The organism is Pseudarthrobacter sp. NPDC092202, assembly GCF_044755505.1.
Lineage (GTDB): Bacteria > Actinomycetota > Actinomycetes > Actinomycetales > Micrococcaceae > Arthrobacter.
Map to the genome: position 1 here is coordinate 1 of NZ_JBIVRG010000003.1, position 26,289 is coordinate 26,289.

Annotated in this window: 21 protein-coding genes; 3 read left to right on the plus strand and 18 right to left on the minus strand. The window is 67.2% G+C overall.

Annotated elements, in window-relative coordinates:
• Positions 1 to 155: 155 nt before the first annotated feature.
• The 6 genes from ACIQF4_RS06325 to tdh all read right to left on the minus strand — a co-directional run bounded on the left by ACIQF4_RS06325 (position 156) and on the right by tdh (position 6,564).
• The gene (locus ACIQF4_RS06325; protein WP_400515496.1) at positions 156 to 935 is read right to left on the minus strand and encodes a CPBP family intramembrane glutamic endopeptidase; all 780 of its coding nucleotides are present in this window, start codon (positions 933 to 935) and stop codon (positions 156 to 158) included.
• A gap of 105 nt (positions 936 to 1,040) precedes the next feature.
• Positions 1,041 to 1,829, minus strand: coding sequence for a DeoR/GlpR family DNA-binding transcription regulator (locus tag ACIQF4_RS06330; RefSeq protein ID WP_350003715.1), 789 nt, complete (start codon positions 1,827 to 1,829; stop codon positions 1,041 to 1,043).
• Positions 1,830 to 1,924: 95 nt separating this feature from the next.
• Entirely contained in the window at positions 1,925 to 3,136 is a 1,212-nt protein-coding gene (gene hutI / locus ACIQF4_RS06335; RefSeq protein ID WP_400515494.1) for an imidazolonepropionase, read from the minus strand.
• Between the two features lie 11 nt (positions 3,137 to 3,147).
• The gene (locus tag ACIQF4_RS06340; protein WP_400515492.1) at positions 3,148 to 4,272 is read right to left on the minus strand and encodes an NAD(P)/FAD-dependent oxidoreductase; all 1,125 of its coding nucleotides are present in this window, start codon (positions 4,270 to 4,272) and stop codon (positions 3,148 to 3,150) included.
• 31 nt (positions 4,273 to 4,303) lie between these two features.
• The gene (locus tag ACIQF4_RS06345) at positions 4,304 to 5,509 is read right to left on the minus strand and encodes a glycine C-acetyltransferase (protein ID WP_400515490.1); all 1,206 of its coding nucleotides are present in this window, start codon (positions 5,507 to 5,509) and stop codon (positions 4,304 to 4,306) included.
• An 8-nt stretch (positions 5,510 to 5,517) separates the two neighbouring features.
• Positions 5,518 to 6,564 carry an L-threonine 3-dehydrogenase gene (tdh, locus tag ACIQF4_RS06350; protein WP_350003813.1) on the minus strand — a complete coding sequence of 349 codons (1,047 nt, stop codon included), beginning with the start codon at positions 6,562 to 6,564 and terminating at the stop codon, positions 5,518 to 5,520.
• Positions 6,565 to 6,693: 129 nt separating this feature from the next.
• On the opposite strand from tdh, the gene ACIQF4_RS06355 reads away from it, so the two are divergent.
• Positions 6,694 to 7,605, plus strand: coding sequence for a LysR family transcriptional regulator (locus tag ACIQF4_RS06355; RefSeq protein ID WP_350003719.1), 912 nt, complete (start codon positions 6,694 to 6,696; stop codon positions 7,603 to 7,605).
• Between the two features lie 57 nt (positions 7,606 to 7,662).
• On the opposite strand, the gene ACIQF4_RS06360 is transcribed toward ACIQF4_RS06355, so the two are convergent.
• From ACIQF4_RS06360 to ACIQF4_RS06380, 5 genes are all read right to left on the minus strand, one after another.
• Positions 7,663 to 8,286, minus strand: coding sequence for a hypothetical protein (locus tag ACIQF4_RS06360; protein WP_400515487.1), 624 nt, complete (start codon positions 8,284 to 8,286; stop codon positions 7,663 to 7,665).
• A 203-nt stretch (positions 8,287 to 8,489) separates the two neighbouring features.
• The gene (gene gatB / locus ACIQF4_RS06365; RefSeq protein ID WP_350003721.1) at positions 8,490 to 9,998 is read right to left on the minus strand and encodes an Asp-tRNA(Asn)/Glu-tRNA(Gln) amidotransferase subunit GatB; all 1,509 of its coding nucleotides are present in this window, start codon (positions 9,996 to 9,998) and stop codon (positions 8,490 to 8,492) included.
• A complete protein-coding gene (gatA, locus tag ACIQF4_RS06370; protein ID WP_400515484.1) occupies positions 9,998 to 11,578 on the minus strand; it encodes an Asp-tRNA(Asn)/Glu-tRNA(Gln) amidotransferase subunit GatA in 1,581 nt (526 codons plus the stop codon). Before gatA ends, gatB begins: the two co-directional genes overlap by 1 nt.
• Positions 11,579 to 11,581: 3 nt before the next feature.
• Positions 11,582 to 11,878: an Asp-tRNA(Asn)/Glu-tRNA(Gln) amidotransferase subunit GatC gene (gatC, locus tag ACIQF4_RS06375; protein ID WP_059319419.1), complete on the minus strand. Its 297-nt coding sequence runs from the start codon at positions 11,876 to 11,878 to the stop codon at positions 11,582 to 11,584.
• A gap of 146 nt (positions 11,879 to 12,024) precedes the next feature.
• A complete protein-coding gene (locus ACIQF4_RS06380) occupies positions 12,025 to 13,536 on the minus strand; it encodes a CitMHS family transporter (protein ID WP_400515512.1) in 1,512 nt (503 codons plus the stop codon).
• A gap of 183 nt (positions 13,537 to 13,719) precedes the next feature.
• Between ACIQF4_RS06380 and ACIQF4_RS06385 the strand changes: the two genes are divergently transcribed.
• Positions 13,720 to 15,441: an ATP-binding protein gene (locus ACIQF4_RS06385; RefSeq protein ID WP_400515482.1), complete on the plus strand. Its 1,722-nt coding sequence runs from the start codon at positions 13,720 to 13,722 to the stop codon at positions 15,439 to 15,441.
• Entirely contained in the window at positions 15,434 to 16,099 is a 666-nt protein-coding gene (locus ACIQF4_RS06390) for a response regulator (protein ID WP_231454422.1), read from the plus strand. The genes ACIQF4_RS06385 and ACIQF4_RS06390 overlap by 8 nt, the downstream gene beginning before the upstream one ends.
• A gap of 20 nt (positions 16,100 to 16,119) precedes the next feature.
• Here ACIQF4_RS06390 and ACIQF4_RS06395 read toward each other — a convergent pair whose 3' ends face one another.
• From ACIQF4_RS06395 to ACIQF4_RS06425, 7 genes are all read right to left on the minus strand, one after another.
• Positions 16,120 to 16,503 carry a RidA family protein gene (locus ACIQF4_RS06395; protein WP_400515480.1) on the minus strand — a complete coding sequence of 128 codons (384 nt, stop codon included), beginning with the start codon at positions 16,501 to 16,503 and terminating at the stop codon, positions 16,120 to 16,122.
• A gap of 46 nt (positions 16,504 to 16,549) precedes the next feature.
• Positions 16,550 to 17,053, minus strand: a complete 504-nt coding sequence (locus ACIQF4_RS06400) for a GNAT family N-acetyltransferase (protein WP_400515478.1) — start codon at positions 17,051 to 17,053, stop codon at positions 16,550 to 16,552.
• Positions 17,054 to 17,173: 120 nt separating this feature from the next.
• Complete coding sequence (locus ACIQF4_RS06405) at positions 17,174 to 17,983, minus strand: inositol monophosphatase family protein (RefSeq protein ID WP_400515477.1); 810 nt, start codon at positions 17,981 to 17,983, stop codon at positions 17,174 to 17,176.
• Positions 17,980 to 20,328, minus strand: a complete 2,349-nt coding sequence (ligA, locus tag ACIQF4_RS06410; protein WP_400515475.1) for an NAD-dependent DNA ligase LigA — start codon at positions 20,326 to 20,328, stop codon at positions 17,980 to 17,982. The genes ACIQF4_RS06405 and ligA overlap by 4 nt, the downstream gene beginning before the upstream one ends.
• Before the next feature lie 24 nt (positions 20,329 to 20,352).
• Positions 20,353 to 20,952, minus strand: a complete 600-nt coding sequence (locus ACIQF4_RS06415; protein ID WP_400515473.1) for a hypothetical protein — start codon at positions 20,950 to 20,952, stop codon at positions 20,353 to 20,355.
• Between the two features lie 132 nt (positions 20,953 to 21,084).
• Positions 21,085 to 25,530, minus strand: a complete 4,446-nt coding sequence (locus tag ACIQF4_RS06420) for an FtsK/SpoIIIE domain-containing protein (RefSeq protein ID WP_400515470.1) — start codon at positions 25,528 to 25,530, stop codon at positions 21,085 to 21,087.
• Entirely contained in the window at positions 25,527 to 26,231 is a 705-nt protein-coding gene (locus ACIQF4_RS06425; RefSeq protein ID WP_400515467.1) for a hypothetical protein, read from the minus strand. The genes ACIQF4_RS06420 and ACIQF4_RS06425 overlap by 4 nt, the downstream gene beginning before the upstream one ends.
• Between the last annotated feature and the right edge of the window lie 58 nt (positions 26,232 to 26,289).

Consider the following 26,289-nt stretch of genomic DNA (forward strand, 5'->3'; position numbering starts at 1 on the left):
ATGCGACGCCCGGAACACACCCCTGCCCGCGGCGCATCATCTCGCACCGGTCACGCCAGGACGGCCAGCCGAAGGCTCATCGGTGGATCGAGGCTTAGCCGGCACTTCCCGCCCGCCGTCGTGCTGGTAACAGGGCCTGACGCTGCCGCGAAGGCTTAGCCCAGCCCGACAGCCTTGCCGAACAGGCTGAAGCCCACGAAGGCCACGATGTCGAGCAACGCGTGGGCTATAACAAGCGGCATCACGCGCCGCGTGCGGGTGTACAGCCGCGCGAAGACGATGCCCATCACCACGTTGCCGATGAAGGGGCCAAAGCCCTGATACAGATGGTACGTACCGCGAAGCAGCGAGCTTGCCATGATTGACAGCGGAATGCTCCAGCCAAACTTTCCGAAGCGGTTCATCAGGTAACCCACCACGATGACCTCCTCCACCACGGCATGGCGGAGCGCCGACAGGATCAGCACCGGCACCGTCCACCAGTACGCGTCCAGTGCGCTGGGAATGATGGCCGTCGTAATCCCCAAGGCCCTGCCCGCGGCGTACAGGCCCAGTGAAGGAACGCCGATCAGGGCCGCCAGACCCAGGCCCTGGAGCAGGTCCCGGCCGGGGCGGGCGAAGTTGAAGCCCAGCTTCTGGAAGGCTGAACCCGGGTTGCTGCCATGGCCGGACGGCGCCTGCCGCTGGTCGGTGAGGAAGTAGAGCACCAGCAGCACGGGAACCAGCGCGAAGAGGATGTCCAGCAACTGGTACGTCAGGTCAAAATATTCGCGGGTGCTCTGCGAGCGGTTAAGCGTAGAGGTGCCTTCAGCCAGCGGCGCACGGGTCATCTTGTCCAGGAGCTGCACCACGGAGTACACAGCAGACTGCCCCAAAGACAGGCCCAGGACAATCCAGACTTCAAGCCGCAGGCGACGGCGGGAGGGAACCAGCATGTTCCCATCTTGCCTTCAGTTTCTGGATCAGGGCTGATTGCCCTTCCAGTGTCACGCAGGCACAGGCCTGTATGCCACCAGGGGAACCGCAGGGCCGGGTGCCGGTTAGCCGGCGGCGACGATCACTTCCGTGCCGTTGGCTTCGAAGGCAGCCTTGTCCTGCGCCGAGATTCCGGAATCCGTAATCAGCCGGGTGAAGTTGTACCCGTCCATAGTGGCGAAGGCGCGCACGCCCACCTTGGACGAATCCGCCAGGACATAGGACACCCGTGCCCTGCTTGCAAGGAGGGCGTTAACTGAGGCCTCACCCTCTCCCGTGTTGGTTGGCCCCACTTCGGGATCAATGCCGTTCACGCCGATAAAGGCGATGTCCAGCACCACCTTCTGCATGATGATGTCCGTGTACGGACCCACCAGCTCATAGGACCGTGGATTGAGGATCCCGCCTGTAACCATCACTTTGATGCTGGGCCGGACCGCCAACTGCGACGCGATGTTGATGGCGTTCGTAACAACTGTCAGCGTGGGCTGGTTGGAAGGTGCGTTAAGGTCTTCCCGGGTTGCCAGGATCTGCGCCAGTGCGGTGCTGGTAGTCCCGCCGCACAATCCGATGACGGCGCCTGGGGCTATCAGCGCTGAAGCAGCCTGGGCAATCTGTTCCTTGGCCTCGGCGTGATCCTCACGGTTGTAGCGGCCAGGCAGGTCGTAGGCAAGGGCTCCGGTGGTGGCACCGCCCCGGGTCCGGGTGAGCAGCCGGCGTTTGGCAAGGCTGTCCAGATCGCGCCGGGCGGTGGCCGGCGAGACATTCAGGGTGGTAACGATCTCTTCGACTTCCACCTGGCCGGTCCGCGCGAGGAGGTCGAGGATTGCCGTCAATCGGTCGGTGCGGGTCATGCAGGGCCTCCAGATACTCCCGCCACCCATCTCGATGACGTTTTCTGATCATAACAGACCTCAAACGATCACCTAACGTCATACGAGTCTGGTGCTTACCGCGCCTGTTTCCCTGCCCGCCATACAGCGTATGCCAGTGGCATGCCCGGCCGGTAAGCCAGGTGCGTGGCCGACGGCGCATTGAGGACATGCAGATCCGCCCGATGGCCGACGGCGAGGGACCCCACCGCCCGCTCGCCGTCGGCGTCGTTCCCTTTGTCCTTGTGCAACGCCAGGGCGCCCCCGTACGTGGCCGCCCGAACAGCTTCATGGACGCTGAGGCGCATCTGCAGCACGGCTGTGGCCACACAAAACGCCATGGAACTTGTGTAGGACGTGCCGGGATTGCAGTTGGACGCCAGCGCAACCTGGACGCCGGCATCCAGGAGCGCCCGGGCAGGAGCCAGCGGCTGGCGGGTGGAAAGGTCGCAGGCCGGCAGGCAGGTGGCAACCGTGCCGCGGCTGCCACTGCCGGTTGCCGCATCCCAGCCGGTCCAGGTCCCGGCCAAAGCGGCAACATCCCTGGCGTTGAGGTAGTTCACGTGGTCCACGCTGGCGGCTTCGAGCTCTACCGCGAGCTGCACGCCCGGGCCTTCACCCAGCTGGTTTCCATGGACCCGGAGCCCCAGGCCGGCGTCACGGCAGGCCAGCAGGACCCGCCGGGACTGTTCCGCCGTGAAGGCGCCTTCCTCGCAAAAGACGTCTGCCCACTGCACAAAAGGCCGGACAGCCGCCAGCATGGGACCGCAGACCAGGTCGGTATATTCCTCCGGGTCCTGCCCGGCGGGAACCAGGTGGGCCCCCAGGAACGTGACCTGGTCCGCCACGGTGGAGGCAATCCGTGCACTCCGGGTTTCGTGCTCAACGTCCAGGCCGTAGCCGGTCTTCGTCTCAACATAGGTGGTCCCCTGCGACACGGCCTCGTCAACACGGCCAAGCGCCAGGCGGGTCAGGTCAAAATCCGAGGTGCCCCGGGTAGCGCCCATAGTGACCGCGATGCCGCCGGCCGCATAGGACTCCCCCGCCATCCGCGCCTCGAACTCGGCAGTCCGGTCCCCTGCGAACAGCAGGTGCGTGTGGGAGTCCACCCAGCCGGGCAGCACGGCCCGGCCGCCCGCATCCACGGCGTCATCGGCGGCCGGGGCACTGGCAGCGGCGCCGATCCATGAAATCCGCTCGCCCTCAATCACCACCGCAGCGTCCTTCAGGACCCGGTGTTCCAGGTCCTGCGTCATCAACTCGGCGATATTGGTGATCAAGGTACTCATAAAGCCATTCTTCAGCGCCGCACGGACCAGCGGGTGGCTGCCAGTGCCTGCGCTGTCCGGGATTCCGGACCCGCCGTCACGGCTGCAGTCCCCTGTCCCGCAGTGCCCTGGCCCGCCAGAATCTGGGCGGCCGCGAGCTCAGCCATGGCGGAGGACGTTTGGAAGCCGTAGCCGCCCTGGCCGGCGAGCCAGTAGAAGCCCGGCGCTTCGGCGTCGAACCCCGCCACCGGTACACCATCGGCCGCCTCCGTGCGCAGCCCCGTCCATGCCCTGCGGACTTCCGTGATTCCCAGCGTGGTGATTTCGTTCAACTTGTCCACCAGCCGCTCAATGTCGCCGGGCCGGGGCCGGGCATCCTCAGGCCCGCTGGGCTCCGATTCGGAGGGCGAAATGAGCACGTCGTCCCCGTCGCGCCGGAAATAGAATGATTTGTCCGCCGCCGCCACCATCGGGCTGTGTTCAGGCAGGGGATGGTCGACGGCGGCAATCGCCGCCGTGCGCCGGTACGGCTGGAGTCCAAGCTTTTCCACGCCGCTGATGACGGCAAGCTCGTCCGCCCAGGCTCCGGCAGCGTTGACCATGACACCTGCCTGGAAGCCCTCGGTGCCGGCACCCACCTGCCAACCGGAACCAAGACGTTGGGCGGTGTGCACCCTGGCGCCGGTAATGATGTCCACCCCGGCAGCCTCAGCGCGCTGCCGGTGGTCTGCCAGCAGGAGCGGCGCATCGCAGCCAAAGGACCCCTCATCCAGTCCTGCGGCCTGGAACGTTCCGGGGACCAGCGCCGGGCACAGCTCCAACGCCTCAGCGGGGGTAATGGAACGCATCAGTCCGCTGCCTTCCGCGGCCACCCCGTCCTCCGTGCCGATCAGCATGAAGCTGCGGGGCGTCAGGATGGGTTCGGGCAGTTCAGCATCACGCGCGGCGAGCAGCTCAAGGGTCCGGACAGTGAGTTCCTGGACCACGGGCGGGCCGTAGCTGGGAATGAACTGCCGGGCCGAGCGGGACGACGTGTGGTACGCCAGTTCCTGCTCCGCCTCCACCAGCGCCACGCTGCACCTGCCAGCCAGCGCGGACGCCAGGGACAGTCCGGCAATGCCGCCGCCGACAATCAGGACATCGTAATGTGCTGCCATTTCTCCATCCTCGCAGACTTGGCTTCCAGCGCTACTGTTCCTGGCCTGCCGCCTCGGCACGGCTGGCGACGAAAGCACGCACGCAGGTTTCGACGTCGTCCGCTGAGTGCGCGGCCGATAGCTGCACACGGATCCGCGCGGCACCCCGCGGAACCACGGGAAAGCTGAAGGCTGTGACGAAGACGCCGTGCTGCAGCATCCGGTCAGCCACCTTCGCGGCCAGCACGGCGTCGCCGAACATCACCGGCACAATGGCGTGTTCGCCGGGCAGGAGGTCGAAGCCCTCGTCGGTCATCCGGCGCCGGAACAGGGCCGCGTTCTCGAAAAGCGTGCGCCGCAGTCCCGCCGAGTTCTCCACCAGGTCCAGGGCTTTGATGGTGGCCGCGACAATGGCCGGAGCAACCGAGTTGGAGAAGAGGTAGGGGCGGGCCCGCTGCCGGAGCATGGCCACCACTTCCCCGCGGCCGGACACGTAGCCTCCGGACGCTCCGCCCAGCGCTTTGCCGAACGTGCCGGTGTAGATGTCCACCCGGTGGGACACGCCTGCGTGTTCGGGCGTGCCGGCGCCGGTGGCACCCATGAAGCCGACGGCGTGGGAGTCATCCACCATGACCAGTGCGTCGTGCTTCTCGGCGAGATCGCAGATGGCCTGCAGCGGGGCCAGGTAACCGTCCATGGAAAAGACGCCGTCCGTGACAATGATCTTGCGGCGGGCATCCTTCGCCTCAACGAGCTTCGCCTCGAGGTCCGCCATGTCCTGGTTGGCGTACCGGTACCGCTGTGCCTTGCAGAGGCGGATCCCGTCGATGATGGACGCGTGGTTCAACGCATCCGAGATGATGGCATCCTCAGGCCCGAAGAGCGATTCGAAGACCCCACCGTTGGCGTCGAAGCAGCTGGAGAACAGGATGGTGTCCTCGGTGCCCAAGAACCGGGAGACCCGGGATTCGAGGTCCAGGTGCAGGTCCTGGGTGCCGCAGATGAACCGCACGCTGGCCATGCCGAAGCCACGCTCGTCCATGGCGTCCTTGGCCGCGTGGATGATGTCCGGATGGTCCGCCAGGCCCAGGTAGTTGTTGGCGCAGAAGTTCAGCACGTCAGCGCCCGGCTGCCCGATCTGTCCGGCCGTGATGTGGCTGGACTGCGGGGAACTGATGCGGCGTTCGGTCTTGAAGAGGCCCGCGCTGCGGATGTCGTCCAGCTCGGTGCGCAGCTGGTCCTTGATCGAGGTGTACATGGTGTTCCTTAGAGTTGGGTCCAGTCAAGGACAACTTTGCCACCTGCGCCGCTGCGGGCAAGGTCGAAGCCTTTTTCCCACTGGCCGGCAGGAAGCGTGTCAGTGACGACGGCGGAAATTCCTGCGTGCAGCACGGGGTTGGACGAGAGCATGGCGCTCATGGCGTACCAGGTTTCGTACATTTCACGGCCGTAGATGCCCTTGAGCGTGAGCATGTGGGTGACCACCTTGCCCCAGTCGATGATGATGTCCTGGCTGGGAAGTCCCAGCATGGCGATCCGGCCGCCGTGGTTCATGTTGTCGATCATCTCCGGCAGCGCCCCCGGGTGGCCGGACATTTCCATGCCGATGTCAAAGCCCTCACGCATGCCCAGGTCCCGCTGGGCATCCCGCACGCGGGTGGTGGAAACGTCGATGGCTAGGTCCGCTCCCAGCTGGCGGGCAAGCTCAAGGCGCGGACGCGAGACATCGGTGATAGCGATTTTGCGGGCGCCTGCGTGGCGGGCGACGGCGATGGCCATCAGCCCGATGGGTCCGGCACCGGTGATGAGCACGTCCTCGCCAACCAGGGGAAAGCTCAGTGCGGTGTGCACGGCATTGCCAAAGGGATCGAAGATGGCACCGAGCTCGGGAGTGACCGAGGGATCATGGTGGACCCAGGCATTGGTTTCGGGGATCACCACGTATTCCGCGAACGCACCGTCACGCTGGACGCCCACGCTGACGGTGTGGATGCACATCTGCCGCCTGCCGGCGCGGCAGTTCCGGCAGATCCCGCACACCACGTGGCCTTCGCCGGACACACGGTCGCCTACTTTGACGTCCCGGACGTCCTCGCCGATTTCCACCACTTCGCCGTAGAACTCGTGGCCCGGGATGAGGGGAGCTTCAATGATCCCCTGCGCCCAGGAGTCCCACGACTGGATGTGGAGGTCGGTGCCGCAGATGCCCGTGGTCATGACCCGGATCTTCACATCAGCCGGCCCAGCCACGGGCTCGGGGCGGTCCACCAGCTCGAAGCCGGCCTGCGGTCCGGGCTTGTACAAAGCCTTCATCGGCTTCCTCACTCTTTGTCTGATCATTGGCAGGTCCTGCCTCCCTCATTACAGCGAGGAAGAAGCTTTAGCACAACAGCAAAATACTCAATCGACGATGTAGCTGTTCCTAATGCGTAAAATGCTGGAATGGAGATCCACCAGCTTGAAATCCTTCGGGAACTGGGCGCCCTCGGAAGCGTGAAGGCAGTGGCCGACACCCTCATGGTGACCCCCTCTGCGGTTTCCCAGCAGCTGGCCCTGCTGCAGCGGAAAGTCGAGGTGCCCCTCACCCGCAAGGAGGGCCGCACCCTGGTGCTCACGGAGGCAGGCCAGGTGCTCGCCGACGCGGGGGCCGCCGTCGTCAGCGCCATGGCAGACGCCAAGGATGCGATCGGGAACTACCACGGTTCCGCTGCCGGCAAAGTGAGCCTCTGCGGATTCCACAGCGCCGGGCAGGCACTCTTCGCCCCGCTTGCCCGGATCCTCGCCGCCCCGGGACAGCCACGGATAGGACTCTCGGACGAGGACGTGGCCCAGCAGGACTTTCCCGCCCTCACCGCACGCTATGACCTGGTGCTCGCGCACCGCATGGACCACAGCCCCCGCTGGCCTGCTGAGCGGGTGACAGTGATCCCGCTGGCCCACGAACCCCTGGATGTGGCTTTGGCTGCCGGGCACCCCCTCGCCGCCAAGGCCGCCGTGACAGCGGACGACGTCGGCGGTGAGGCCTGGGTGACCAGCCACGCCGGCTACTCCCCCGCCGATGTGCTGACCGCCGTCGCCGCCGTTTCCAGCCGCGAACTGAACATTGTCCACCGGATCAACGATTACTCCACGGTGGCAGCCCTGGTTGCCGCCGGCGGCGTGGTGGGTCTGCTCCCCAGATACACGGCGGGGCCGGTACTGAACCCCGGCATCGTGCTGCGGCCGCTCGAAGGAATCAGCACGCGGCGCCGGATCGACCTGCTGGCCAGGCCGGAAAACCTGAAGCGGCGGTCCGTAACCATGGTGTGCGAGGCGCTGCAGGGCATCATGGCGGAGCTGGTGGAACAGGGCTGACCCATACCGGGTAGCAGTTGATGTCGTTATGAGGCTGAATACGATATTTGCTGCTACCTACTTGGGGCCCCTGCCGTGTCCTTGGCCGCGGCCCAGTCCCAATCCGGGACCCCCGCCTGCACCTTCGATGATCCGCTGCGCCGTCACGGTTTCGCCGTTCTTCGCTCCGGAGATCCGGACAACGTCGCCCGTGGCGATGTCCGCGATGGTACCGGCTGAAGGCTTCAGCCGTTTGCCGCCGTCGTCCTTTGCAGCCGCGCCGTCCGCCGGGGCAGGTGGCATCTGTGCCACCTTCGTCTCGGCGTTGACGGCGTAAGCCTGGGTATGGCCGTCCTCACTCCTGACAGTGATGGAGGTGTCGCTGACTGACTCCACCGTCCCGCGCTGGCTCACCTCGGTTTCGAAAGTCCCGTCAGCCTGTTTGACCACGCTCTCACTGTGCAGGTGCTGCGGGCGCGGGGCCTTGTCCGGTTTGTCCCGCCCCGGCGCCTTGCCCTGGTCCGGCGCTTTGTTCTGTCCAGGGGCATTGCCTGACTTTCCCGGCGGCGAGGACGACGGCGGTGCAGGCGACGGAGGCTCGTTCGCGGCCCAGGCGAACACCACCCCCGTCCCGGTCAGCGCGAGTGCCACCGCTCCACCGAGCGCAGCCTTGCGGAATCCCAGCGGCTTCCTTACCGGCATACCCATACCTCCCACAACAACGGCAGGGCATTTTCCCTTGGCCCTGCGCCCTGGTGGTTCAGTTTAGGGCCGCGCTGCACCGCCGCACACGAGTAGTGCGCGGGCAGTGGGATGCGAGTACTAATTAAACAAAACCGGGTAGCAGCAGGTGTCGCTATGAAGGCTCAAACGACGTCTGCTGCTACCCGGTTGGGCAGGAGGGGCTAGGCGGTGACGCCCAGCTTCTCCAGGATAAGCTCCCGGACGCGGGCAGCGTCGGCCTGGCCGCGGGTGGCTTTCATGACTCCGCCCACGATGGCGCCAACGGCCTGGACCTTGCCGCCGCGGATCTTGTCCGCGACGCCGGGCTGGGCGGCCAGCGCGGCGTCGATGGCTTCGAGCAGGGGCCCGTCGTCGGAGACCACGGCCAGGCCGCGCTTCTCCACGATCTCAGCGGGGGTGCCTTCGCCGGCCAGGACGCCGTCCAGGACCTCCGTGGCCATCTTGTTGTTGATCTTGCCCTCTTCCACCATGCGTGCGAGCTCCACGATGGTGGCGGGCTGGACGCCGAGCTGGCCGGGGTCGACGTCGGCGTTCTTCGCACGGCCCACGATCTCGCCCATCCACCACTTGCGTGCCACGGAGGCCGAGGCCCCGGCGGCAATGGTTTCCTCAATCTCGTCCATGACGCCGGCGTTCACCACGTCGCGGAATTCGAGGTCCGAGTAGCCCCAGTCGGCCTGCAGGCGCTTCCGGCGGGCGGCCGGCGGCTCGGGCAGGGTGGCGCGCAGTTCCTCAACCCATTCGCGCGAGGCCACCACGGGAACCAGGTCCGGTTCCGGGAAGTAGCGGTAGTCGTCGGCGTCGGACTTGGGCCGGCCGGACGTGGTGGTCCGGGTGTCCTCATGCCAGTGGCGGGTTTCCTGCACTACCGGGTTGCCGGCGTCCAGGACGGCGGCGTGGCGCTGGATCTCGTAGCGGACGGCATGTTCGACGGCGCGCAGCGAGTTCACGTTCTTGGTTTCGGACCGGATGCCGAACCTTTCACGGCCGTGCGGGCGCAGCGAAACGTTGGCGTCGCAGCGCACGTTTCCGCGTTCCATCCGGGCATCGGAGACGCCGAGGTTCTTGACGATCTCCCGGACCGCCGCCACGTAGGCCTTGGCCAGTTCGGGCGCCCGGGAGCCTGCTCCCTCAATGGGCTTGGTGACGATTTCCACGAGCGGGACGCCAGCGCGGTTGTAGTCCACCAGGGAGAAGTCTGCGCCGTGGATGCGGCCGGTGGCGCCGCCCATGTGGGTCAGCTTTCCGGCGTCCTCCTCCATGTGGGCGCGCTCGATCTCCACCCGGAACACGGTGCCGTCGGAGAGTTCGATGTCCAGGTAGCCGTCGTACGCGATGGGTTCGTCGTACTGGGACGTCTGGAAGTTCTTGGGGGTGTCCGGGTAGAAGTAGTTCTTCCGGGCAAACCGGCAGTTCTCGGCGATCTTGCAGTTGAGCGCCAGGCCGATCTTGATGGAGGACTCCACCGCCGTCTTGTTCACCACGGGCAGGACGCCGGGCATGCCCAGGTCCACCTCGTTGACGTTGGTGTTGGGCTCGTCACCGAAGACGTTGGGCGCGGAAGAGAACATCTTGGTCTTGGTGTTGAGCTCCACGTGGACCTCGAACCCCAGGACGGGATCGTACTTCTCCATGGCTTCTTCGAAGCTCAGGATTGCCTCTGTGTTCATTACTTTGCCTCCTGGCTTCCAACAAGGGTGTCGACGGGCCCGGCCGCGGCGGCGGCAAGCTCGGGTGCCTGCGCCAGCAGCGGTCCGCCCCACTTGGCTTCAAGCAGCGACTCGAGCACGGCGCCCACGCGGTACAGGCGGGCGTCCTCGCGGGCGGGGGCCAACAACTGGATGCCCACGGGCAGGCCGTCCTCGTCTGCAAGGCCGCCGGGCAGGGACAGGCCTGGCACGCCGGCGAGGTTCGCCGGGATGGTGGCGACGTCGTTGAGGTACATGGCCAGGGGGTCGTCCAGCTTTTCGCCGAGGCGGAAGGCCGTGGTGGGGGCGGTGGGCGAAATCAGCACGTCCGCCACGGTGAAGGCGGCATCAAAGTCGCGCTGCACCAGCGTGCGTACCTTCTGGGCCGAGCCGTAGTAGGCGTCGTAGTAGCCGGCGCTCAGCGCATAGGTGCCCAGGATGATGCGGCGTTTGACTTCGTCGCCGAAGCCGGCGGCGCGGGTGGCGCCCATGACGCGTTCGATGGTCATGGGGCCGTCCTCGGGGAGGACGCGCAGGCCGTACCGGACGCCGTCGAACTTGGCGAGGTTGGAGGAAGCCTCGGAGGGCATGATCAGGTAGTAGGCGCCCAGGGCGTACTGGAAGTTGGGGCAGGAGACCTCAACGATTTCCGCGCCGGCCTCCTTGAGGAGCTCCAGGGAGTCATTGAAGCGGTTTTCGACGCCGGCCTGGTAGCCCTCGCCGTGCAGTTCCTTGATGATGCCAATCCGCATGCCCTCAACGTTGCCGGTCTTCGCTGCGGCCACGAGGTCGGCCAGCGGGTCCGGGAGCGAGGTGGAATCGCGGGGATCGTGCCCGCCGATGACCTGGTGCAGGAGCGCGGAGTCCAGTACGGTCCGCGATACAGGGCCGATCTGGTCCAGGGAGGACGCCATGGCGATGGCGCCGTACCGGGACACGCTTCCGTACGTGGGCTTTACGCCCACGGTGCCGGTGACGGCGCCGGGCTGGCGGATGGAGCCGCCGGTGTCCGTCCCCAGTGCGAGGGGTGCCTCGAAGGCGGCGACGGCTGCCGCGGACCCGCCGCCGGAGCCGCCCGGAATGCGGTCCAGGTCCCACGGGTTGCGGGTGGGTCCGAAGGCGGAGTGCTCGGTGGAGGAGCCCATGGCGAATTCGTCCAGGTTGGTCTTGCCCAGGATGGGCATCTTCGCCGCGCGCAGGCGTTCCACCACGGTGGCGTCGTACGGGCTGTGCCAGCCCTCGAGGATCTTGGAGCCCGCGGTGGTGGGCTGTCCGATGGTGACGATGAGGTCCTTGACGGCGATGGGGACGCCGGCCAGGACATGCAGCGTCTCGGCCCCGGCGCCGCCGGCGGCGCGGATGGCGTCCACCTCGGCGGCGACGGCGAGCGCCTCCTCGGCGTTGACGTGCAGGAAGGCGTTGACGCCGCGTTCGCCGCCGTCGACCTCCGCAATCCGGTCCAGGTAGGCCTGGGTAACCTCGACGGAGGTGACCTCGCCGGCTGCCAGCTTTTCCGCAAGCTCCGCTGCAGAGAGGCGGATCAGTTCGTGGGTTTCAGTCATGGGTTATGCCTCATCCAGGATTGCCGGGACCTTGAAACGGTTGTCATCGGAATCCGGGGCTCCTGAGAGCGCCTGTTCCGCGGTGAAGGTGTGGCCCACAACGTCTTCGCGGAACACGTTGCTCAGCGGGATGGGATGTGAGGTGGCCGGGACATCGTCTCCGGCGGCCTGACTGACGGATTTGACCGAATCGACGATGACGGCGAGTTCTCCGGCCATCCTGTCCAGCTCTTGGTCACTCATCTCAATGTGAGCGAGCCGCGCGAGATGCGCGACGTCGTCACGGTTGATCGCAGCCATGGATCTCCCCTGCAAAGTTCGAATTGATTTCCGATCCATTCTAGTGGGGAAACAATGATGCCCGTCTGACATCCCCCAGCGGGCGTCAGACGGGCACCTTTATGCCGGGATCCGCCAACGAATGGCGTCAGCACGGCAGCTATAGACTAACCGATTCCGATGGCTCCGGTCAGCATGCCAATTCCCAGCATGACCAGGGACACCACGGCGCTGCGCCACAGGACCTTCTTGTGGTGGTCGCCCAGGTCAACCTTGGCCAGTGATACCAGCAGCAGGATGGCGGGAACCAGCGGGCTCTGCATGTGGAACGGCTGGCCCGTGATGGAGGCGCGGGCCATCTCGGCGGCGCTGATTCCGTAGTGGCCGGCCGTCTCGCTGAGGACGGGCAGCACACCGAAGTAGAAGGCGTCGTTGCTCATGAAGAACGTCATGGGGATGCTCAGGACGCCGGTGATGACGGCCATGAGCGGGCCCATGCTGGAGGGGATGATCTGGACCAGCCACGCGGACATCGCTTCCACCATGCCGGTACCGGTGAGGACGCCGGTGAGGACTGCCGCGGCCATGACCATGCTCACCACGGCGACAACAGACGGTGCGTGGGCCACGATCTGCGCGGCCTGGTCCTTGACGTTGGGGAAGTTGACCAGCAGGGCGATCGCGGAACCCACCATGAAGACGTACGGCAGCGGCACGAGGTCGGCGATCAGCATGCCCATGACGGCGACAGTGAGGCCCAGGTTGAACCACTGCAGCTTGGGACGCAGGGTCTTGCGGTTGGGGTCCAGGGCGGTGTCCGCCATGGCGGTGTCGTGTTCGTCCACCAGGTCCTCGGTGCGTTCCAGGACGGCAACGGAAGAACTTCCGACGGCGGGGGCTGCTCCGCCGGGGTTGGTCACCTTGCGTCCGCGGCCGGTACCTGCGCCGCCGGAAGCGTGTGTGCCGCCGTCGAAAGCCTCGGCAGTGAAGGGCTCTGCCGTAGACGGCGTTCCCCAGATTTCCGGCTGGGTGGCCCGGAGGCGGTTGCGCTCCTGCAGGCCGAGCAGCCAGGCGAAGGCGAAGACGACGACGATGCCGGCCAGGAGGGACGGGATCATTGGGACGAAGACGTCGTTGACGTCGATGTTCAGGGCGCTGGCGGCGCGGGCGGTGGGGCCGCCCCACGGCACGATGTTCATGGTGCCGTTGGCCAGGCCGGCCACGCAGGTGAGAACCACGGGGCTCATCTTCAGCCGGAGGTAGATGGGCAGCATGGCTGCGGTGGTGAGGATGAAGGTGGTGGAGCCGTCGCCGTCGAGGGAGACGGCGGCTGCGAGGATGGCGGTTCCCAGGACCACCTTGGCGGGGTCGTTGCCGAGCTTGCGGAGGATGAACCGGACCAGGGGGTCGAACAGCCCGACGTCGATCATCAGGCCGAAGTAGATGATGGCGAACATCAGCAGGGCTGCGGTTGAGGTCATGGACTTCATGGACTCCATGACCATGTCGCCTATGCCCAGGCCGGCCCCGGCGAAGAGGCCAAAAACAGTGGGGACGATGATCAACGCCAGCACTGGCGTCAACTTCTTCGTCATGATCAGCACCATGAATACCGCGATCATTGCGAATCCAAGTAATACCAGCACGGCCGGCTCCTTACTATGTGAACAGCGGCACAGCGGTGTGACGCGTGCTACAGACTGTAGGGTGGCGGCCGTCACGGCCGTGCCTTTGGCTCAATTGATTGGCATACTGCTTATTGGGAGCATTTTGCTCATTGTGCTCACCGCCGCCACTCTGTCCATTGCCGCTGCCGCCGGTCCCGCCGCCCGGTGCATAAAAATCCCGGATCAAGGAGGATCATGCAGCGTTCCGCGCCCCGCCGGCCGTTGCGGTTCTCCACCCAGACCCTCCTGCTCCAGTTGTCCGTGGTGCTGCTGGTTGTGCTTTTCAGCGCCGCCGTGCACGCCTGGCTCACCTACGACAGGGTGGGCAGCGAAGCGGAAAACCAGGCTCTGACACTGGCGCGGACGGTGGCCTCCGATGCCTCGGTGCGGGCGGACGTGCTGGCGATCAGCCAGCAGCCCGGCACTCCCCCGCCTGCCGAACTCGCGGCCGGCCCCCTGATGGAAGCGGCTGAAGCGGCACGGATCCGGACCGGCGCCCTGTTCGTGGTGATCACGGACGAGACAGGCCTGCGCCTGGCCCACCCGGACCCGGAACGCCTGGGCGAAAAGGTCAGTACCGATCCGTCCGAGGCCCTGGCCGGCCGGGAGGTCACCACGCGGAACACGGGAACGCTGGGGCCCTCTGCCGGGGCGAAGGTTCCCGTCTACGCGCCGGACAGCAGCACTGTGGTGGGCGAGGTCAGCGTGGGTTACTCCATGGAAACGGTGGGCCAGAGCGTGGCACGGGATATCGGCCCCGTTGCCCTCACCGCAACCGGGGCGCTGCTGGCGGGCGTGCTGGGTTCCTTCCTGTTGCGCCGCCGGCTGCAGCGGCTCACCCTGGGGCTGGAACCTGAGGAGATCAGCACCCTGGTCCACGACCAGGTGGCAGTCCTCCAGGGCGTGGACGACGGCGTCATCGGCGTCTCCGCCGACGGCCGGATCACGGTGTTCAACGCCGCCGCCCAACGGCTGCTGGAACTGCCGGACCTGGCCGGCAGCCGCTGGGAGGACGCTCAGGTGCCTTACCAGCTGAAGTCCCTCACCCGGGCAGGCTCCGCCAGCCCTGGCGCGTTTGAGCTGGTGGCGGGCGGGCGCGTGCTGGTGGCCAACGCGCGCAAGGCCCTGCACCGGACGGAGGACCTCGGCTGGGTGGTGATGCTCCGCGACCGCACGGAGCTTCAGCAGCTCACCCGGCAGCTGGATGCCGTGGGAACCATGTCCACGGCGCTGCGGGCCCAGCGCCACGAGTTCGCCAACCAGCTGCACACCATTGCCGGGTTCATGAGCATCGGCCAGCACCAGCAGGCACGCGAGTACCTTGCACGGCTGGCAGCCACCGGGCCGCTGAAATTCCCGGTGGACCAGGCCGAGCTGCTCCAGGACCCGTACCTGCAGGCCTTCGTGGGTGCGAAGGGCGTGGAGGCGGACGAGCGCGGCGTGGCGCTGCGGATCGGCCCGGAAACCCTGGTCCGGGGCCAGGTGGCTGAGGCCCAGGACGTCACCACAGTGCTCGGCAACCTGATCGACAACGCGGTCAACGCCGCGGTGGCTGGCTCCTCGACGGACCGCTGGGTGGAGCTCGAGGTACTGGACGAGCCGGACGACGACGGCGGCACGCTCCACATCGTCGTCGCCGACTCGGGTGATGGGCTGGCACAGGGAACGGACCCGGAGGCTATCTTCGCGGAAGGTTTCAGCACCGCGTCAGGACCGCTTGCCCGGAACGGCAGCGGCGGCCAGGGGTTCGGGCTGGCGTTGGCGCGCCAGCTGGCCCGGCGGCGCGGCGGGGACGTCAGAGTCCTGGAGCCCGGCTGCCCGGGCGGACCAGGCGCAGTATTCATGGCCACCCTGCCGGGAACCACGGCAGGAACGCCTGGCAGGACAAACAGAGCCGGAAAGGACACCCATGCCTGAAGATTTTCGGGTGCTGATCGTGGACGACGACTTCCACGTCGCCAAGCTTCATGCCGCCTACGTGGATTCCGTGGCGGGGTTCATGGCGCTGGCACCGGTGGGCACCGCGTCGCTGGCGCTGCAGTCCATCCACAGCCTGAGGCCGGACCTGGTGCTGCTGGACGTCTACCTGCCGGACGCGTCCGGGCTGGACCTGCTCCAGCAGCTAGATGTGGACACCATCATGCTGACCGCAGCCTCCGACGCCGTTTCCGTCCGGGTGGCCTTCCGCCGGGGCGCGCTGGGTTACCTGCTGAAGCCCTTCACCTCCGACGCCCTGTCCCAGCAGCTGCGGTCGTATGCGCGGTACCGGCGCCTGCTGGGGCAGCCCGGCGCCCTGGACCAGGAGGCGGTGGAGCGCGCCAAGCGCGCCCTGATCCCCGGGGACGTCACGCCGTCGTCAAGGCCGCGCTCGGCCACCGAGGCGGCAGTGCTGGAATCCCTGGTACCCGGCGAGCAGTACTCGGCCGCCGAGGTGGCCGGGCGGGTGGGGGTTTCCCGCGCCACCGCGCAGCGGTACCTGTCCTCCCTGGCGGACGACGGCGCCGTGGACATCCAGCTGCGTTACGGAACGACGGGGAGGCCGGAGCACCGCTACGGGCTCCCCGCCACGCCCTAGGTGGGCCCAGGGAAGATCTCCTAGCTGGTGCTCTTCTGCGCCACAAGCTCGATCTCGACGAGCATCTTCGGGTCAAGGAACGGCAGGACGTGCACCAGGGAAAGGGTTGGGCGGATGTCACCGAAGACCTCGCCATGGGCCCGGCCGGCGTCTTCCCACTTGCTGATGTCCGTGAGGTAGAGCTTTGACTGGACGACGTCCTCGAAGCCGAAGCCGGCGTCAGCCAGGACCTTGCCGAGTTTCTGCAGGATGTACTGCGTCTGGGTATAGAAGTCCTCCCCCACGATTCCGTCCTCGCCGCTTGCAGCGGTGGCGGAGATGAAGAGGGTGCTGTCCACCTGGACGGCCCGGGAGTAGCCGAGGGTCTGTTCCCAGACGGAACCGGTGCCGAAGGTTTTGCGCATGGTGGGCCTTTCACTGCTGGATTGGGTCGGCACCACTGTAGGGCGGCTACACGTCGAGGCGGTAAACCAGCAGCTTTATGTCAGTTCCGGGGACCAGCCAGTCACGCTCGGGCACTCGGAGGAAGCCTGTTTTGCGGTACAGGCCGTGGGCGCTTTCCCAGGTTTGGCCGGTGGTGAGCGCAACGGCCTTAACGCCCTCGAGCCGCCTGGCGTAGTCCAGGATGGCTTCCACCATGGCCTTGCCTGCGCCGCTCCGCTGCACGGCAGGATCCACCACCAGCATGCGGAACTCCAGCTCATCCTCAAGGGCGATGTCCGCGTACGGCTCCCCGGCGCGGGCCAGCGTCACCGAGCCCACCACTACTCCGTCCCGCTCGGCTACCCAGATGGTGGCATGCCCGGCCCGCAGAGCAACGTCCTGGACTTTGCGCATGTAGGGGTGGTCGGCGTCCTCGAAGTAGCCCGCGGCGAGGTAGGAATCGCGCGTGATGCGGGCAACGGCGTCGTAATCTGCTTCGACGGCGGGACGGACTCTTATCTGCGGCTGCACCCGTCAATGGTAGTGGTACCCGCCGGTAACACCTGGCAAACCTGCGCTTTTCGTGAGCGAACTATCAGTGTGGTGGGGCAGGCGCCCACCAAGTCCGGACTTCCAGGACAGTACCGGGCCTCACAGCGGGAATTTGCCCGACAGTTCCAGGCCGCCGGCGCACGTCCAGGCCTCCAGGCGGTCGGCGTCGGTGGGCCCGCCTTCCAGCGGACTGGCCAGGCGCGGCCGCCGGACCCAGCAGCCGGCTTCTTCCGCGATGAGGGCGCCGGCCGAGAAATCGTGCTCGTTCAGGCCGCGTTCACCGTAGGCATCATGGGTCCCGTCTGCCACGAGGCACAAGTCCAGGGCGGCAGATCCCAGCCGCCGGACGTCGGCGAAGCCGTCCATCAGTCCGGCCAGGAAGGCGGCCTGCTCGGCCCGGACCCCGGGATCGTAGCTGAATCCGGTGGCCAGGATCTGGCCCTTCCGGCCCGGGACGGGCCCCTCAAGCCTGGTCACCCTGCCTGCTTCTTCCAGCCAGGCTCCCTGGCCGCGCGCGGCGTAATAGACGCGGCCCAGCGCAGGGGCGTTGACGACGCCGGCCAGCCAGGCGCCGTCGGCATCGGCGACAGCCACGGAGGTGGCGTAGTAGACGATGTTGCGGATGAAGTTGGTGGTGCCGTCCAGGGGGTCGATGGACCAGCGGTAGCCGGTGGGCTCGGCAGGCCTGGTGGTGCCGTGTTCCTCGCCGGTGATGGCATCCCCGGGGCGGGCGGCCACGATGACGTCCCGGACTGCGTGCTCTGCCGCGACGTCGAACGCCGTGACCCAGTCGCCGGCGTCGCCCTTGTTGCTGGCCTGGAGGGCCTCGGTGTTGCGGCCGGCCAGCACCGCGGCGCCGGCCGCCGCTGCCGCTTTCGCCACCTCCAACAGGGCTGCAGGACTGGTCATGCTGTTACCTCCGCGTCAGTGTGTTCTGAAGGGGCCGCAGATTCAGGCCCCTCTCCTTCAACCCCGGCCTCCGGCTCAGCGCCGGCCTCCAGTGCTGCCGGCCCGCCGGCCAGGAGCTGGCGGAAGCCGTCCTCGTCCAGCACGGGGACACCCAGCTGCTCAGCCTTGTCCAGCTTGGTTCCGGCGCTCTCGCCGGCCACCAGGTAGCTGGTGTTCTTGGAAACGGAACCCGCCGCCTTACCGCCCCGGACCAGGATGGCTTCCTTGGCCTCATCCCGGCTGAAGTTCGGCAGTGAGCCGGTGACAACCACCGTCAGCCCTTCGAGCGTGCGCGGCATGGACTCGTCGCGTTCGTCAGCCATCCGGACCCCCGCGGCGGCCCAGCGGTCCACGATCTCCTGGTGCCAGTCCTCCGCGAACCACTCCTTCAGGGCCGCAGCGATGGTGGGGCCCACCCCGTCAACGTGCGCCAGGTCCTCCTCCGACGCCTGGCGGATGGCGTCCATGGTGCCGAAGGCCGTCGCCAGGGCACGGGAGGCCCGCGGACCCACGTGCCGGATGGACAGCGCAACCAGCACCCGCCACAGCGGCTGGGTTTTGGCCTTCTCCAGTTCCTTGAAGAGTTTTTCGGTGGTGGCGGTCGGCTTGGACGGTGCCTTGGCCGTGCCCTTGCTGTAGAAGTAGGGCACCAGTTCGTATTCGCCGGTGGGGACGCCCTTGGACCGCTTCTCCCGCCGGATGCGGACGGCCGCCAGGTCCTCGCGGGTGAGGTCGAACAGCGCGGCTTCGGAAGTGAGCGGCGGAACCTCCGGCTCTGCAGGCTGGGTCAGCGCTATGGCGGCTTCCCAGCCGAGGGCCTCGATGTCGAAGGCTCCCCGGCCGGCAAGGTGGAACACCCGCTCACGCAGCTGGGACGGGCAGGATTTCGCGTTGGGGCAGCGGATGTCCACGTCGCCCTCCTTGGCCGGAGCCAGCGGCGTGCCGCAGGAGGGGCATTCGGTGGGCATAACGAAGTCCCGCACCGGCGGATCCTGCTGGTCGCGCAGCGCCAGGACTGGGCCCACGATCTCGGGAATGACGTCCCCCGCCTTGCGCAGGATCACGATGTCGCCGATCTTCACGCCCTTGGCCTTGACCACGTCCTGGTTGTGGAGGGTGGCCATTTCCACCGTGGAGCCGGCCACCTTGACCGGTTCCATCATCCCGAAGGGCGTTACACGGCCGGTCCGGCCCACGTTGACCAAAATGTCGAGCAGCTTGGTGTGCACTTCCTCCGGCGGATATTTGTAGGCCACAGCCCAGCGCGGAACCCTGGTGGTGTAGCCCAGTGCCCGCTGCGTGGCGAAGTCGTCCACCTTGATGACGATGCCGTCGATTTCATGCAGCAGCTTGTGGCGCTGCTCGCCGTACCGCTTGATGAAATCCAGGACTTCCCCGCGGCTTCCCAGCACCTCCGAATAGGGGCTGACGGGAAGGCCCCACTCCTTGAGCAGGCTGTAGGTCTCCGACTGGCTGCGCGCCTGGAGCCCTTCGCGGGCGCCGATGCCGTGGACGAACATTTTGAGCGGACGCTTGGCTGTCTCGGCGGGGTCCTTCTGCCGGAGCGAACCCGCGGCGGCGTTGCGGGGGTTGGCCAGGGGCGCTTTGCCGGCTTCAATCAAGGCTTCGTTGAATTCGGCGAAGGCCTGGGACGGGATGAACACTTCCCCACGGATTTCCATTTCGGCCGGAAAATCCCCGCCCTGGAGCTGCTGCGGGATTTCCTTGATGGTGAGGACGTTGTGGGTGATGTCCTCACCGGTGGTGCCGTCGCCCCGGGTGGCTGCCCGGACCAGCTTCCCGTCGCGGTACAGGAGATTCACGGCCAGGCCGTCGATCTTGAGCTCCGTCAGCCAAGCTGCGGCAGGGGTCCCGTCGCCCAGCTTGCCGATGCCGGCCTCCGCCTTCGCGAGCCACGCTTCCAGTTCCTCAAGGGAAAACACATCCTCAAGGCTGTACATCCGCTGCAGGTGCTCCACGGCGGCGAAGGCGGCGGAGACTTCCCCGCCCACCTCCTGGGTTGGCGAGTCGTTCGCCACGAGTTCGGGGTGGAGGGCCTCGATCTCCTCGAGCCGGCGGAAGAGGTTATCGAATTCCGCATCGGAAACCAGCGGTGCGTCTTCCTGGTAGTACGCGAACCGGTACTTCCTGACCAGGTCCACGAGGTTCTCGTATTCCTCGCGGACCGCTTCGGTGGGGACGGCTTCAGGTTCCTTTGGTGTCCGGCCGGTGGCTGTTCCTGCACCGGGTGTCCGGTGCGGGGACATCGAGGCGGTCTTTTCTGCGGGGCCAGGTCCTGTAGTCACAGACCTATCTTGCCTCACCGTCCGTCAGTGTGCCCGGAAGCGGGTCCTGCCCCACCAGGCGAACGCAAGTCCCGCGGCTCCCACCAGCAGGACACCGGCCGTGATGGTCAGGGGATCCGGTCCTCCCGGTCCCGGACCGCCGGCGGGGGAAACGGCTGCGGCCTGGGTTCTGGCCGGCCTGGTGACGGGCTTGGTCCAGTTTGATTCCGTGGAGGGAGAGGCCGACGGCGTGGTGCCGGGTGCGGCAGCCATCGGCTCCGGGGTGGTGGTCTCCTCGGGCAACGCCTCCGCGGGGTCAGGAGCCGCGGGAGCCGTCGCGGCGGGCGGGGGCGTCTCGGAGGAGATTGCAGGAGGCTGGGACACCGCCGGGGGCGCCGGCGCGGGTCCGCCGGGCTGTCCAGGCGGCTCGTCGGGTCCCTTTGGCTTGTCCGTCCGGCCTTCGCCGGGTTTCGTTTCGGTGGGCTCCGCCGCGCAGGATTCACCGCAGGTGGGGCTCGTTGTGGCGGTGGGATCGGGAGAGTCAGCCGCTCCGGCCCCGGCCGCGGACAGGCCCACTGCGAGCGCCAGGACGGCTGCCGATGCCGCCGCCGGAACAGCGCGGAGTACTGGGAAGGACGGGGACATTTGCTACCTTTCGATGCGCGCAGTCCCCCACTGCGGCTTTCTGGTGTCCCCGGTAGTTTTCTATACCTTCAGGGAGGGCCGCAAATCCGCCGGACCTGCGGCCTTCCCTGATGCCGGGGACCAAGAGCTGCGTCAGTCCCGGTTTTCAGGGGGCAGCGCCACCTGGATTTTCCGGGCCTTGCCGCGCCCCACCACGTAGCCGCGGCCCGGAATGAAGTCCGGGCTGACACGGCCCAGCGAGGTGTTGAGCAGGCTGTCGCCTTCGATGTCGCCGGGGTTCAGCAGCAGCCCGCGGCGGCCGGATTTGAACGGCTGTGCCAGGGACCAGGCAGAGGACCAGGTGGAGGTTTCGGATTCCCCCACCACCCACTGGTCCGCCTTGATGGAGGCGGTCACCAGCTGTGCGATGCCCGATTCCGCCAGGGTGTCAGTGAACTCGGTGAGGCCTTCGATGAAGATGCCCAGGGCGCCCGGATTCCCGGAGGAGTGTTCAACCAGGTCCTCCACCACCTCCGCGAGGTCGTCCGCGCCCACTATGGAACGGTTCCAGATGGGCAGGGAGGCGACGGCGGAGCGCCGCGATCCGACGTAGATCAGCTCCGTGTCCGGGCTGGACCGCCGCAGCGCGTAGGCGAGGGTCACCAGGGCCACCGTACGCCCCGCGCCCGGAGGGCCTGCCAGGAGCAGCGGTCCCCGGGCCAGGATCTCGGCAGGCTGCAGCGTTTCGTCGTCGACGCCAATGACCGGAAGGCCCTGGCTGCCTGCGGGCAGGACCTCCAGGTCCACCTGTTCCGGCAGCCTCTCGATGACGGGGGCGGCATCCAGTCCTTGACGCTGCATGGCCTCACTGAGCTTGTGCACCTCGCGGGCCTGCAGCGCAAGGTTGGAGTTCCCGCCGAGGACTGCCAGCTGGACTTCGAGCCCGTCCAGCAGTCCGCGTCCGGGGGGCGAGGCGGCGTTGAGGACGTCCCGGGGCACATCCAGGGACATGTAGTCGTCCTCGGAGGACAGCCGCAGCACCAGGCGGCGCTGGATGGAGGCGAGCAGCGACGCCGGCACGGCGTTCGGCCTGTCCCCGGTGACCACCAGGTGGATGCCGACGGCACGGCCGTCAGTTGCCAGCTGGAGGAAGATGTCCCACAGCGCGGAGAGCCTGCTGTGTTCGTAGGCCTCGCGGAACGCGGACATGCCGTCCACCAGCACGAAGATGCGCTTTTCGTCGGGCCTGTTGGCGAGCTTGCGGTATTCGACGATCGTGGCGGCGCGGACCTCGGCGAACCGGGCAGAGCGCTGCTCCGCGATGTCCCGCAGCAGGCGCAGGAGGCGCCCGACGCGTTCGACGTCGTCGCCGTTGATGATGCCGCCCACGTGGGGAAGCTCTTCCAGCATCCCCAGCCCGGAGGAGCCGCAGTCGATGCCGTAGACGTGCACCGGCCCGCCGCGCGGCGTGATGGCCGCGGCAATGGCGATGCCGCGCAGCGCGGCGGACTTTCCCGACCCGCCGGTGCCGTAGATGGCCATGTTCCCGTCCTTGTCGGGTTCGTAGAACACGGTGGGCTGTGACTGGCGGGCGGGGTCGTCCGCAACGCCGAGGAGGAGCTGTTCGTCCGTGCGGGGGTTCGGCAGCCTGGAAAAGTCGTAGGTCTTGGCCAGTTCATCCAGCCAGGGCTTGCGCGGGGCGTTGATGGCGAGATTGTCGGCGGCGCGGACGATGGTTGCGGTCATCCTGGCAATGTCGTTGGGGCCGGTGGGCCCTGCCGCCTCGGGTTTCTCCGGAGCCGGCGCCTCCCAGCTGGGTCCCGAGCCGAAGGCCATCTCAACAACGTCGATCTGCGGCCGCTGCGGCTTCTCCGTGGTCCAGCCGCCCGCGTAGCCGGTCTGGAAGCCCTGGATCCGGCCCGGCCCGGTCTTCGCGGCGCCGCGGCCGGGAATGGACGGATCGAAATAGGCGGCGTCCGGCACGCCCAGGATGTCCGTGGCGTCGTCCTCATCAGCCATCCGCAGGGCCACCCGCAGGTTGGTGTTGGCCCGCAGGCTGTCCTTGATGACGCCCGCCGGGCGCTGGGTTGCAAGGATGAGGTGCAGCCCCAGGGACCGCCCGCGGGCTGCGACGTCCACAACGCCGTCAACGAATTCAGGCACCTCGTTGGCCAGCGCCGCGAACTCATCGACGACGATCACCAGGTAGGGCGGCGCGTCGGGGTCGGCCTCGCGCTGCAGGGCCAGCAGGTCCTTGGCCTTCTTCCGGTTCAGCAGGTGCTCGCGGTAGTGCAGTTCGGCGCGCAGCGAGGTCAGGGCACGCCGGACCAGGTGCGGCGAAAGGTCGGTCACCAGGCCCACGGTGTGGGGCAGGTTGATGCAGTCGGCGAACGCGGCGCCGCCCTTGTAGTCCACGAACAGGAAACTGACCCGGTCCGGACTGTAGGCGGCGGCCATTCCCATGACCCAGGACTGCAGGAATTCGGACTTGCCCGCACCGGTGGTGCCGCCCACCAGCGCGTGCGGCCCCTCGTTCTTCAGGTCCAGGTACAGCGGTTCGACGCCTTTGGAGCCCACCAAAGCACGCAGTGTTCCGTTGTCCTTGCGGTTGGCCACGGCGCTGGCGTGCACGGAGTTGTTTTCCGTCCAGCGTTCGGCGACGGACTGGGGGTTGTCCAGGAAGTCCTTGCCAATCAGGGTGGCATAGGAAACAGCCCGCGGAAGGTCGGAGTCGTCGTTCACGGGCTTGCCCACATCCATGACGGGCGCCAGCATCCTGGCCAGCTGGGCAGCCAGGTCCGCGTCAACGCTTTCGCAGCTGACGGGGTACGTATGCCTGCCCAGGCGGACCTGCCCGGTGGTGGTGCCGTGGTCGCCGTCCACCACCATGAAGTCGCGGCAGGCTGCGGGCAACGACTGGATGTCGGTGGCCACCCAGATCACGTGGACGCCGGAGTCAGGGCCGCGCTCTGCAAGCCGGGTGAGCCGGCCGCGGTCCACCGGGGCGTCGTCCTCCACGATCACCAGAACGGCCGGCAGCACCGGTTCCGCCACATCATGCTTAGAGGGGTCAAGTTCCGGCCGGAGGTCGGCGCCTGACCGTTTGGCCGCCGCTTCCCTGGCGTCGAGGAGGTCCTCAAGCCGGGCCAGCAGGGATGCCCCGCCGGCCGAGCCGGCTGCCAGGTGGTCGCCGGTGAGGGGGCTGTGGCCTGAGCCGACGTGCGGCAGCCACTGCAGCCAGTTCCACCGTTCCCGCGACTGGGCTGAGGTGATGGCCGTGAGGACCACTTCCGCGGGCGAGTGGAGCCCCACGAGCTGCAGCACCATGCCGCGGGCCACGTCATCCACCAGTCCGCGGGCACCGGCAACGCCCAGGGAACCGGAGGTCCGCAGCTGCGAGACCACGGGAACGCCCTCAATGTCGCGGAACTGCTTCAGGCAGTCCTGGATTTCCCTGGCGTACTGGACCTCTGTGTCGTTGTTCTGCGGCTCCTCCAGGAGGACCCGGGAAGGTGCCGTGCCCAGGCCGAACCGAAGGCCCAGGAACCCCCGGTGTTCCGGGCGGTGGGTCCACAGCAGGGGCCCCAGTTTGTAGATGGCGTCAACGGTGTCACTGACAGAAGGTGCCTCCTGCAGCCGGACGGCGCGTTCCACCTGCTGCACTTCAGTGAGGTCCTGCCGGAAGGCGGCCATGGAGGCCCGGAACTGCTTGAGCTGTTCCTTCTGCTGGCGCCTGGTCCGCATCTTCTGGTCCACGTAATGGCCCAGGATGAACAGCGGCATCATAAGCATGAACAGCACCGAGAGCGGGTTGCCGGTCACGGCGAAGATCACGGCGCCCATTAGCAGCGGAGCGATCATCATGATGTACGGGAACGGGTTGTCCTCGGGCGGCTTGGGCCCGGACGGAACCACGCGCTTTGGCTCCTCGAAGCGGGGAACCACCCGGGGTGACCTGTTGAAGCTGACCAGGGGCGACGTCGGTGCTGCCGCGTGGCTGTGCCCCAGCGGCACCACGGTCACGGTGGTGTCGCCCAGGGTGACCGTGTCCGAGGAATTCAGGGTGGCACGGGTGACCGGGAGCCCGTCCATCAAAAGCCCGTTGGCGGAGTTGGTGTCCACGATTTCCACGCCGTCGCCCACCGTGATCCGGGCATGCCGCTTGGACGTTAGGGGGTCCGAGAGACGGATATCCACGCCCCGGTCGCGGCCGATGTAGCTGGTGCCGGTGGGCAGGGAGAACTCGCGGCCGGCGTCAGGGCCGGAGAGGACCCGGAGGGTGGCCGCGGCCGGACCACGGCCGGCACCGGGCACGTCGAACTGCGTGCTCACCTGTGCCAGCGACACCACGGAGCCGGGGCGCAGGCCGGACTCCAGGAGGTTGTCGGTCCTGGTGAGCAGGTTCCCGCTCAGGCCCGCGCCCACGAAGGCTTCCTCGATCCGCAGGGAGAGGTTGTCCGGGGCCGGGGTGCCCTTTCGCCCCGGGTCCGCGGCCCAGAGCACGGCAGCGGTATCGGCCACTGTGGCCAGGCCGTCCACGGTGACGGCCAGGTCCTTGGTTTCAGCAGGATCCCTGCGAAGGGTCAGGCGTATCCTCATCCTTCGTCCACGCCCCTCATCTTTTCCAGCAGGTACAGGTCGTCAGGGGTCACCAGGTGCGACGTCACGGCGTGCTCCACCAGCCGGGCGCGCCGGTTGGTGGCCAGTTTGCCGCCGCCTCCCCGCAGTCCCACCACACCCACGCGGTCGAGTTTGTCGCACACGTTGTCCAGCTTCCGGTTGAAGCGGGTCAGGGCCCATCCCAGGGTCTTGGCGGCCGAGGCCGAGGAGGGAATGGCGCTGAAGCCGGTTCCTTCCCTCCGGAGCATGGGTTCGGCGAGCGCCACGATGAGGGCTTTCTGGGAGTCCGTGAACACCACCGGGCCGATGGTGGTGTCACCGTTGCTGTCGCCCTCGCGTGACTCCTGCCGGAAGGCCGGCGTTTTCAGGTGCACCGCGAACTCGTAGGTAGTAGGCCCCGCTGTGAAGATGATGTTGGTGTGGCTGAAGACAAGCGGGATCCGGGCGCCCGGTGAAAGCCAGGCCTGCATTCCGCCGGAGGCGTCCGCCACCGTGGCCGAAAGCATGCTGCCCACGTTGCTGAGCCACCAGATCCCGTCGTAGCGGGCCACCTGCAGGAACTGCCGGTGCAGGTACGGGTTGTCGTCAACTTCGAGGTCGCCCTCGCGCCCGATGTTGAAGACGTCCTCGTCCGATGGCTCATACCACTCACCACAGAAATCTATTGCTAGATCCCCCATTTTCTGTGCCTCCTCGTTGGGCAAAACTTCACCGTGCAAAGTTTCACCGTGCAAAAAT

Excerpts from the sequence above, each read along its gene's own strand:
- ACIQF4_RS06325 (WP_400515496.1), bottom strand. The coding sequence starts at position 935 with ATGCTGGTTCCCTCCCGCCGTCGCCTGCGGCTTGAAGTCTGGATTGTC.
- ACIQF4_RS06330 (WP_350003715.1), bottom strand. The coding sequence starts at position 1,829 with ATGACCCGCACCGACCGATTGACGGCAATCCTCGACCTCCTCGCGCGG.
- hutI (WP_400515494.1), bottom strand. The coding sequence starts at position 3,136 with ATGAGTACCTTGATCACCAATATCGCCGAGTTGATGACGCAGGACCTG.
- ACIQF4_RS06340 (WP_400515492.1), bottom strand. The coding sequence starts at position 4,272 with ATGGCAGCACATTACGATGTCCTGATTGTCGGCGGCGGCATTGCCGGA.
- ACIQF4_RS06345 (WP_400515490.1), bottom strand. The coding sequence starts at position 5,509 with ATGTACACCTCGATCAAGGACCAGCTGCGCACCGAGCTGGACGACATC.
- tdh (WP_350003813.1), bottom strand. The coding sequence starts at position 6,564 with ATGAAGGCTTTGTACAAGCCCGGACCGCAGGCCGGCTTCGAGCTGGTG.
- ACIQF4_RS06355 (WP_350003719.1), top strand. The coding sequence starts at position 6,694 with ATGGAGATCCACCAGCTTGAAATCCTTCGGGAACTGGGCGCCCTCGGA.
- ACIQF4_RS06360 (WP_400515487.1), bottom strand. The coding sequence starts at position 8,286 with ATGCCGGTAAGGAAGCCGCTGGGATTCCGCAAGGCTGCGCTCGGTGGA.
- gatB (WP_350003721.1), bottom strand. The coding sequence starts at position 9,998 with ATGAACACAGAGGCAATCCTGAGCTTCGAAGAAGCCATGGAGAAGTAC.
- gatA (WP_400515484.1), bottom strand. The coding sequence starts at position 11,578 with ATGACTGAAACCCACGAACTGATCCGCCTCTCTGCAGCGGAGCTTGCG.
- gatC (WP_059319419.1), bottom strand. The coding sequence starts at position 11,878 with ATGGCTGCGATCAACCGTGACGACGTCGCGCATCTCGCGCGGCTCGCT.
- ACIQF4_RS06385 (WP_400515482.1), top strand. The coding sequence starts at position 13,720 with ATGCAGCGTTCCGCGCCCCGCCGGCCGTTGCGGTTCTCCACCCAGACC.
- ACIQF4_RS06390 (WP_231454422.1), top strand. The coding sequence starts at position 15,434 with ATGCCTGAAGATTTTCGGGTGCTGATCGTGGACGACGACTTCCACGTC.
- ACIQF4_RS06395 (WP_400515480.1), bottom strand. The coding sequence starts at position 16,503 with ATGCGCAAAACCTTCGGCACCGGTTCCGTCTGGGAACAGACCCTCGGC.
- ACIQF4_RS06405 (WP_400515477.1), bottom strand. The coding sequence starts at position 17,983 with ATGACCAGTCCTGCAGCCCTGTTGGAGGTGGCGAAAGCGGCAGCGGCG.
- ACIQF4_RS06415 (WP_400515473.1), bottom strand. The coding sequence starts at position 20,952 with ATGTCCCCGTCCTTCCCAGTACTCCGCGCTGTTCCGGCGGCGGCATCG.
- ACIQF4_RS06420 (WP_400515470.1), bottom strand. The coding sequence starts at position 25,530 with ATGAGGATACGCCTGACCCTTCGCAGGGATCCTGCTGAAACCAAGGAC.
- ACIQF4_RS06425 (WP_400515467.1), bottom strand. The coding sequence starts at position 26,231 with ATGGGGGATCTAGCAATAGATTTCTGTGGTGAGTGGTATGAGCCATCG.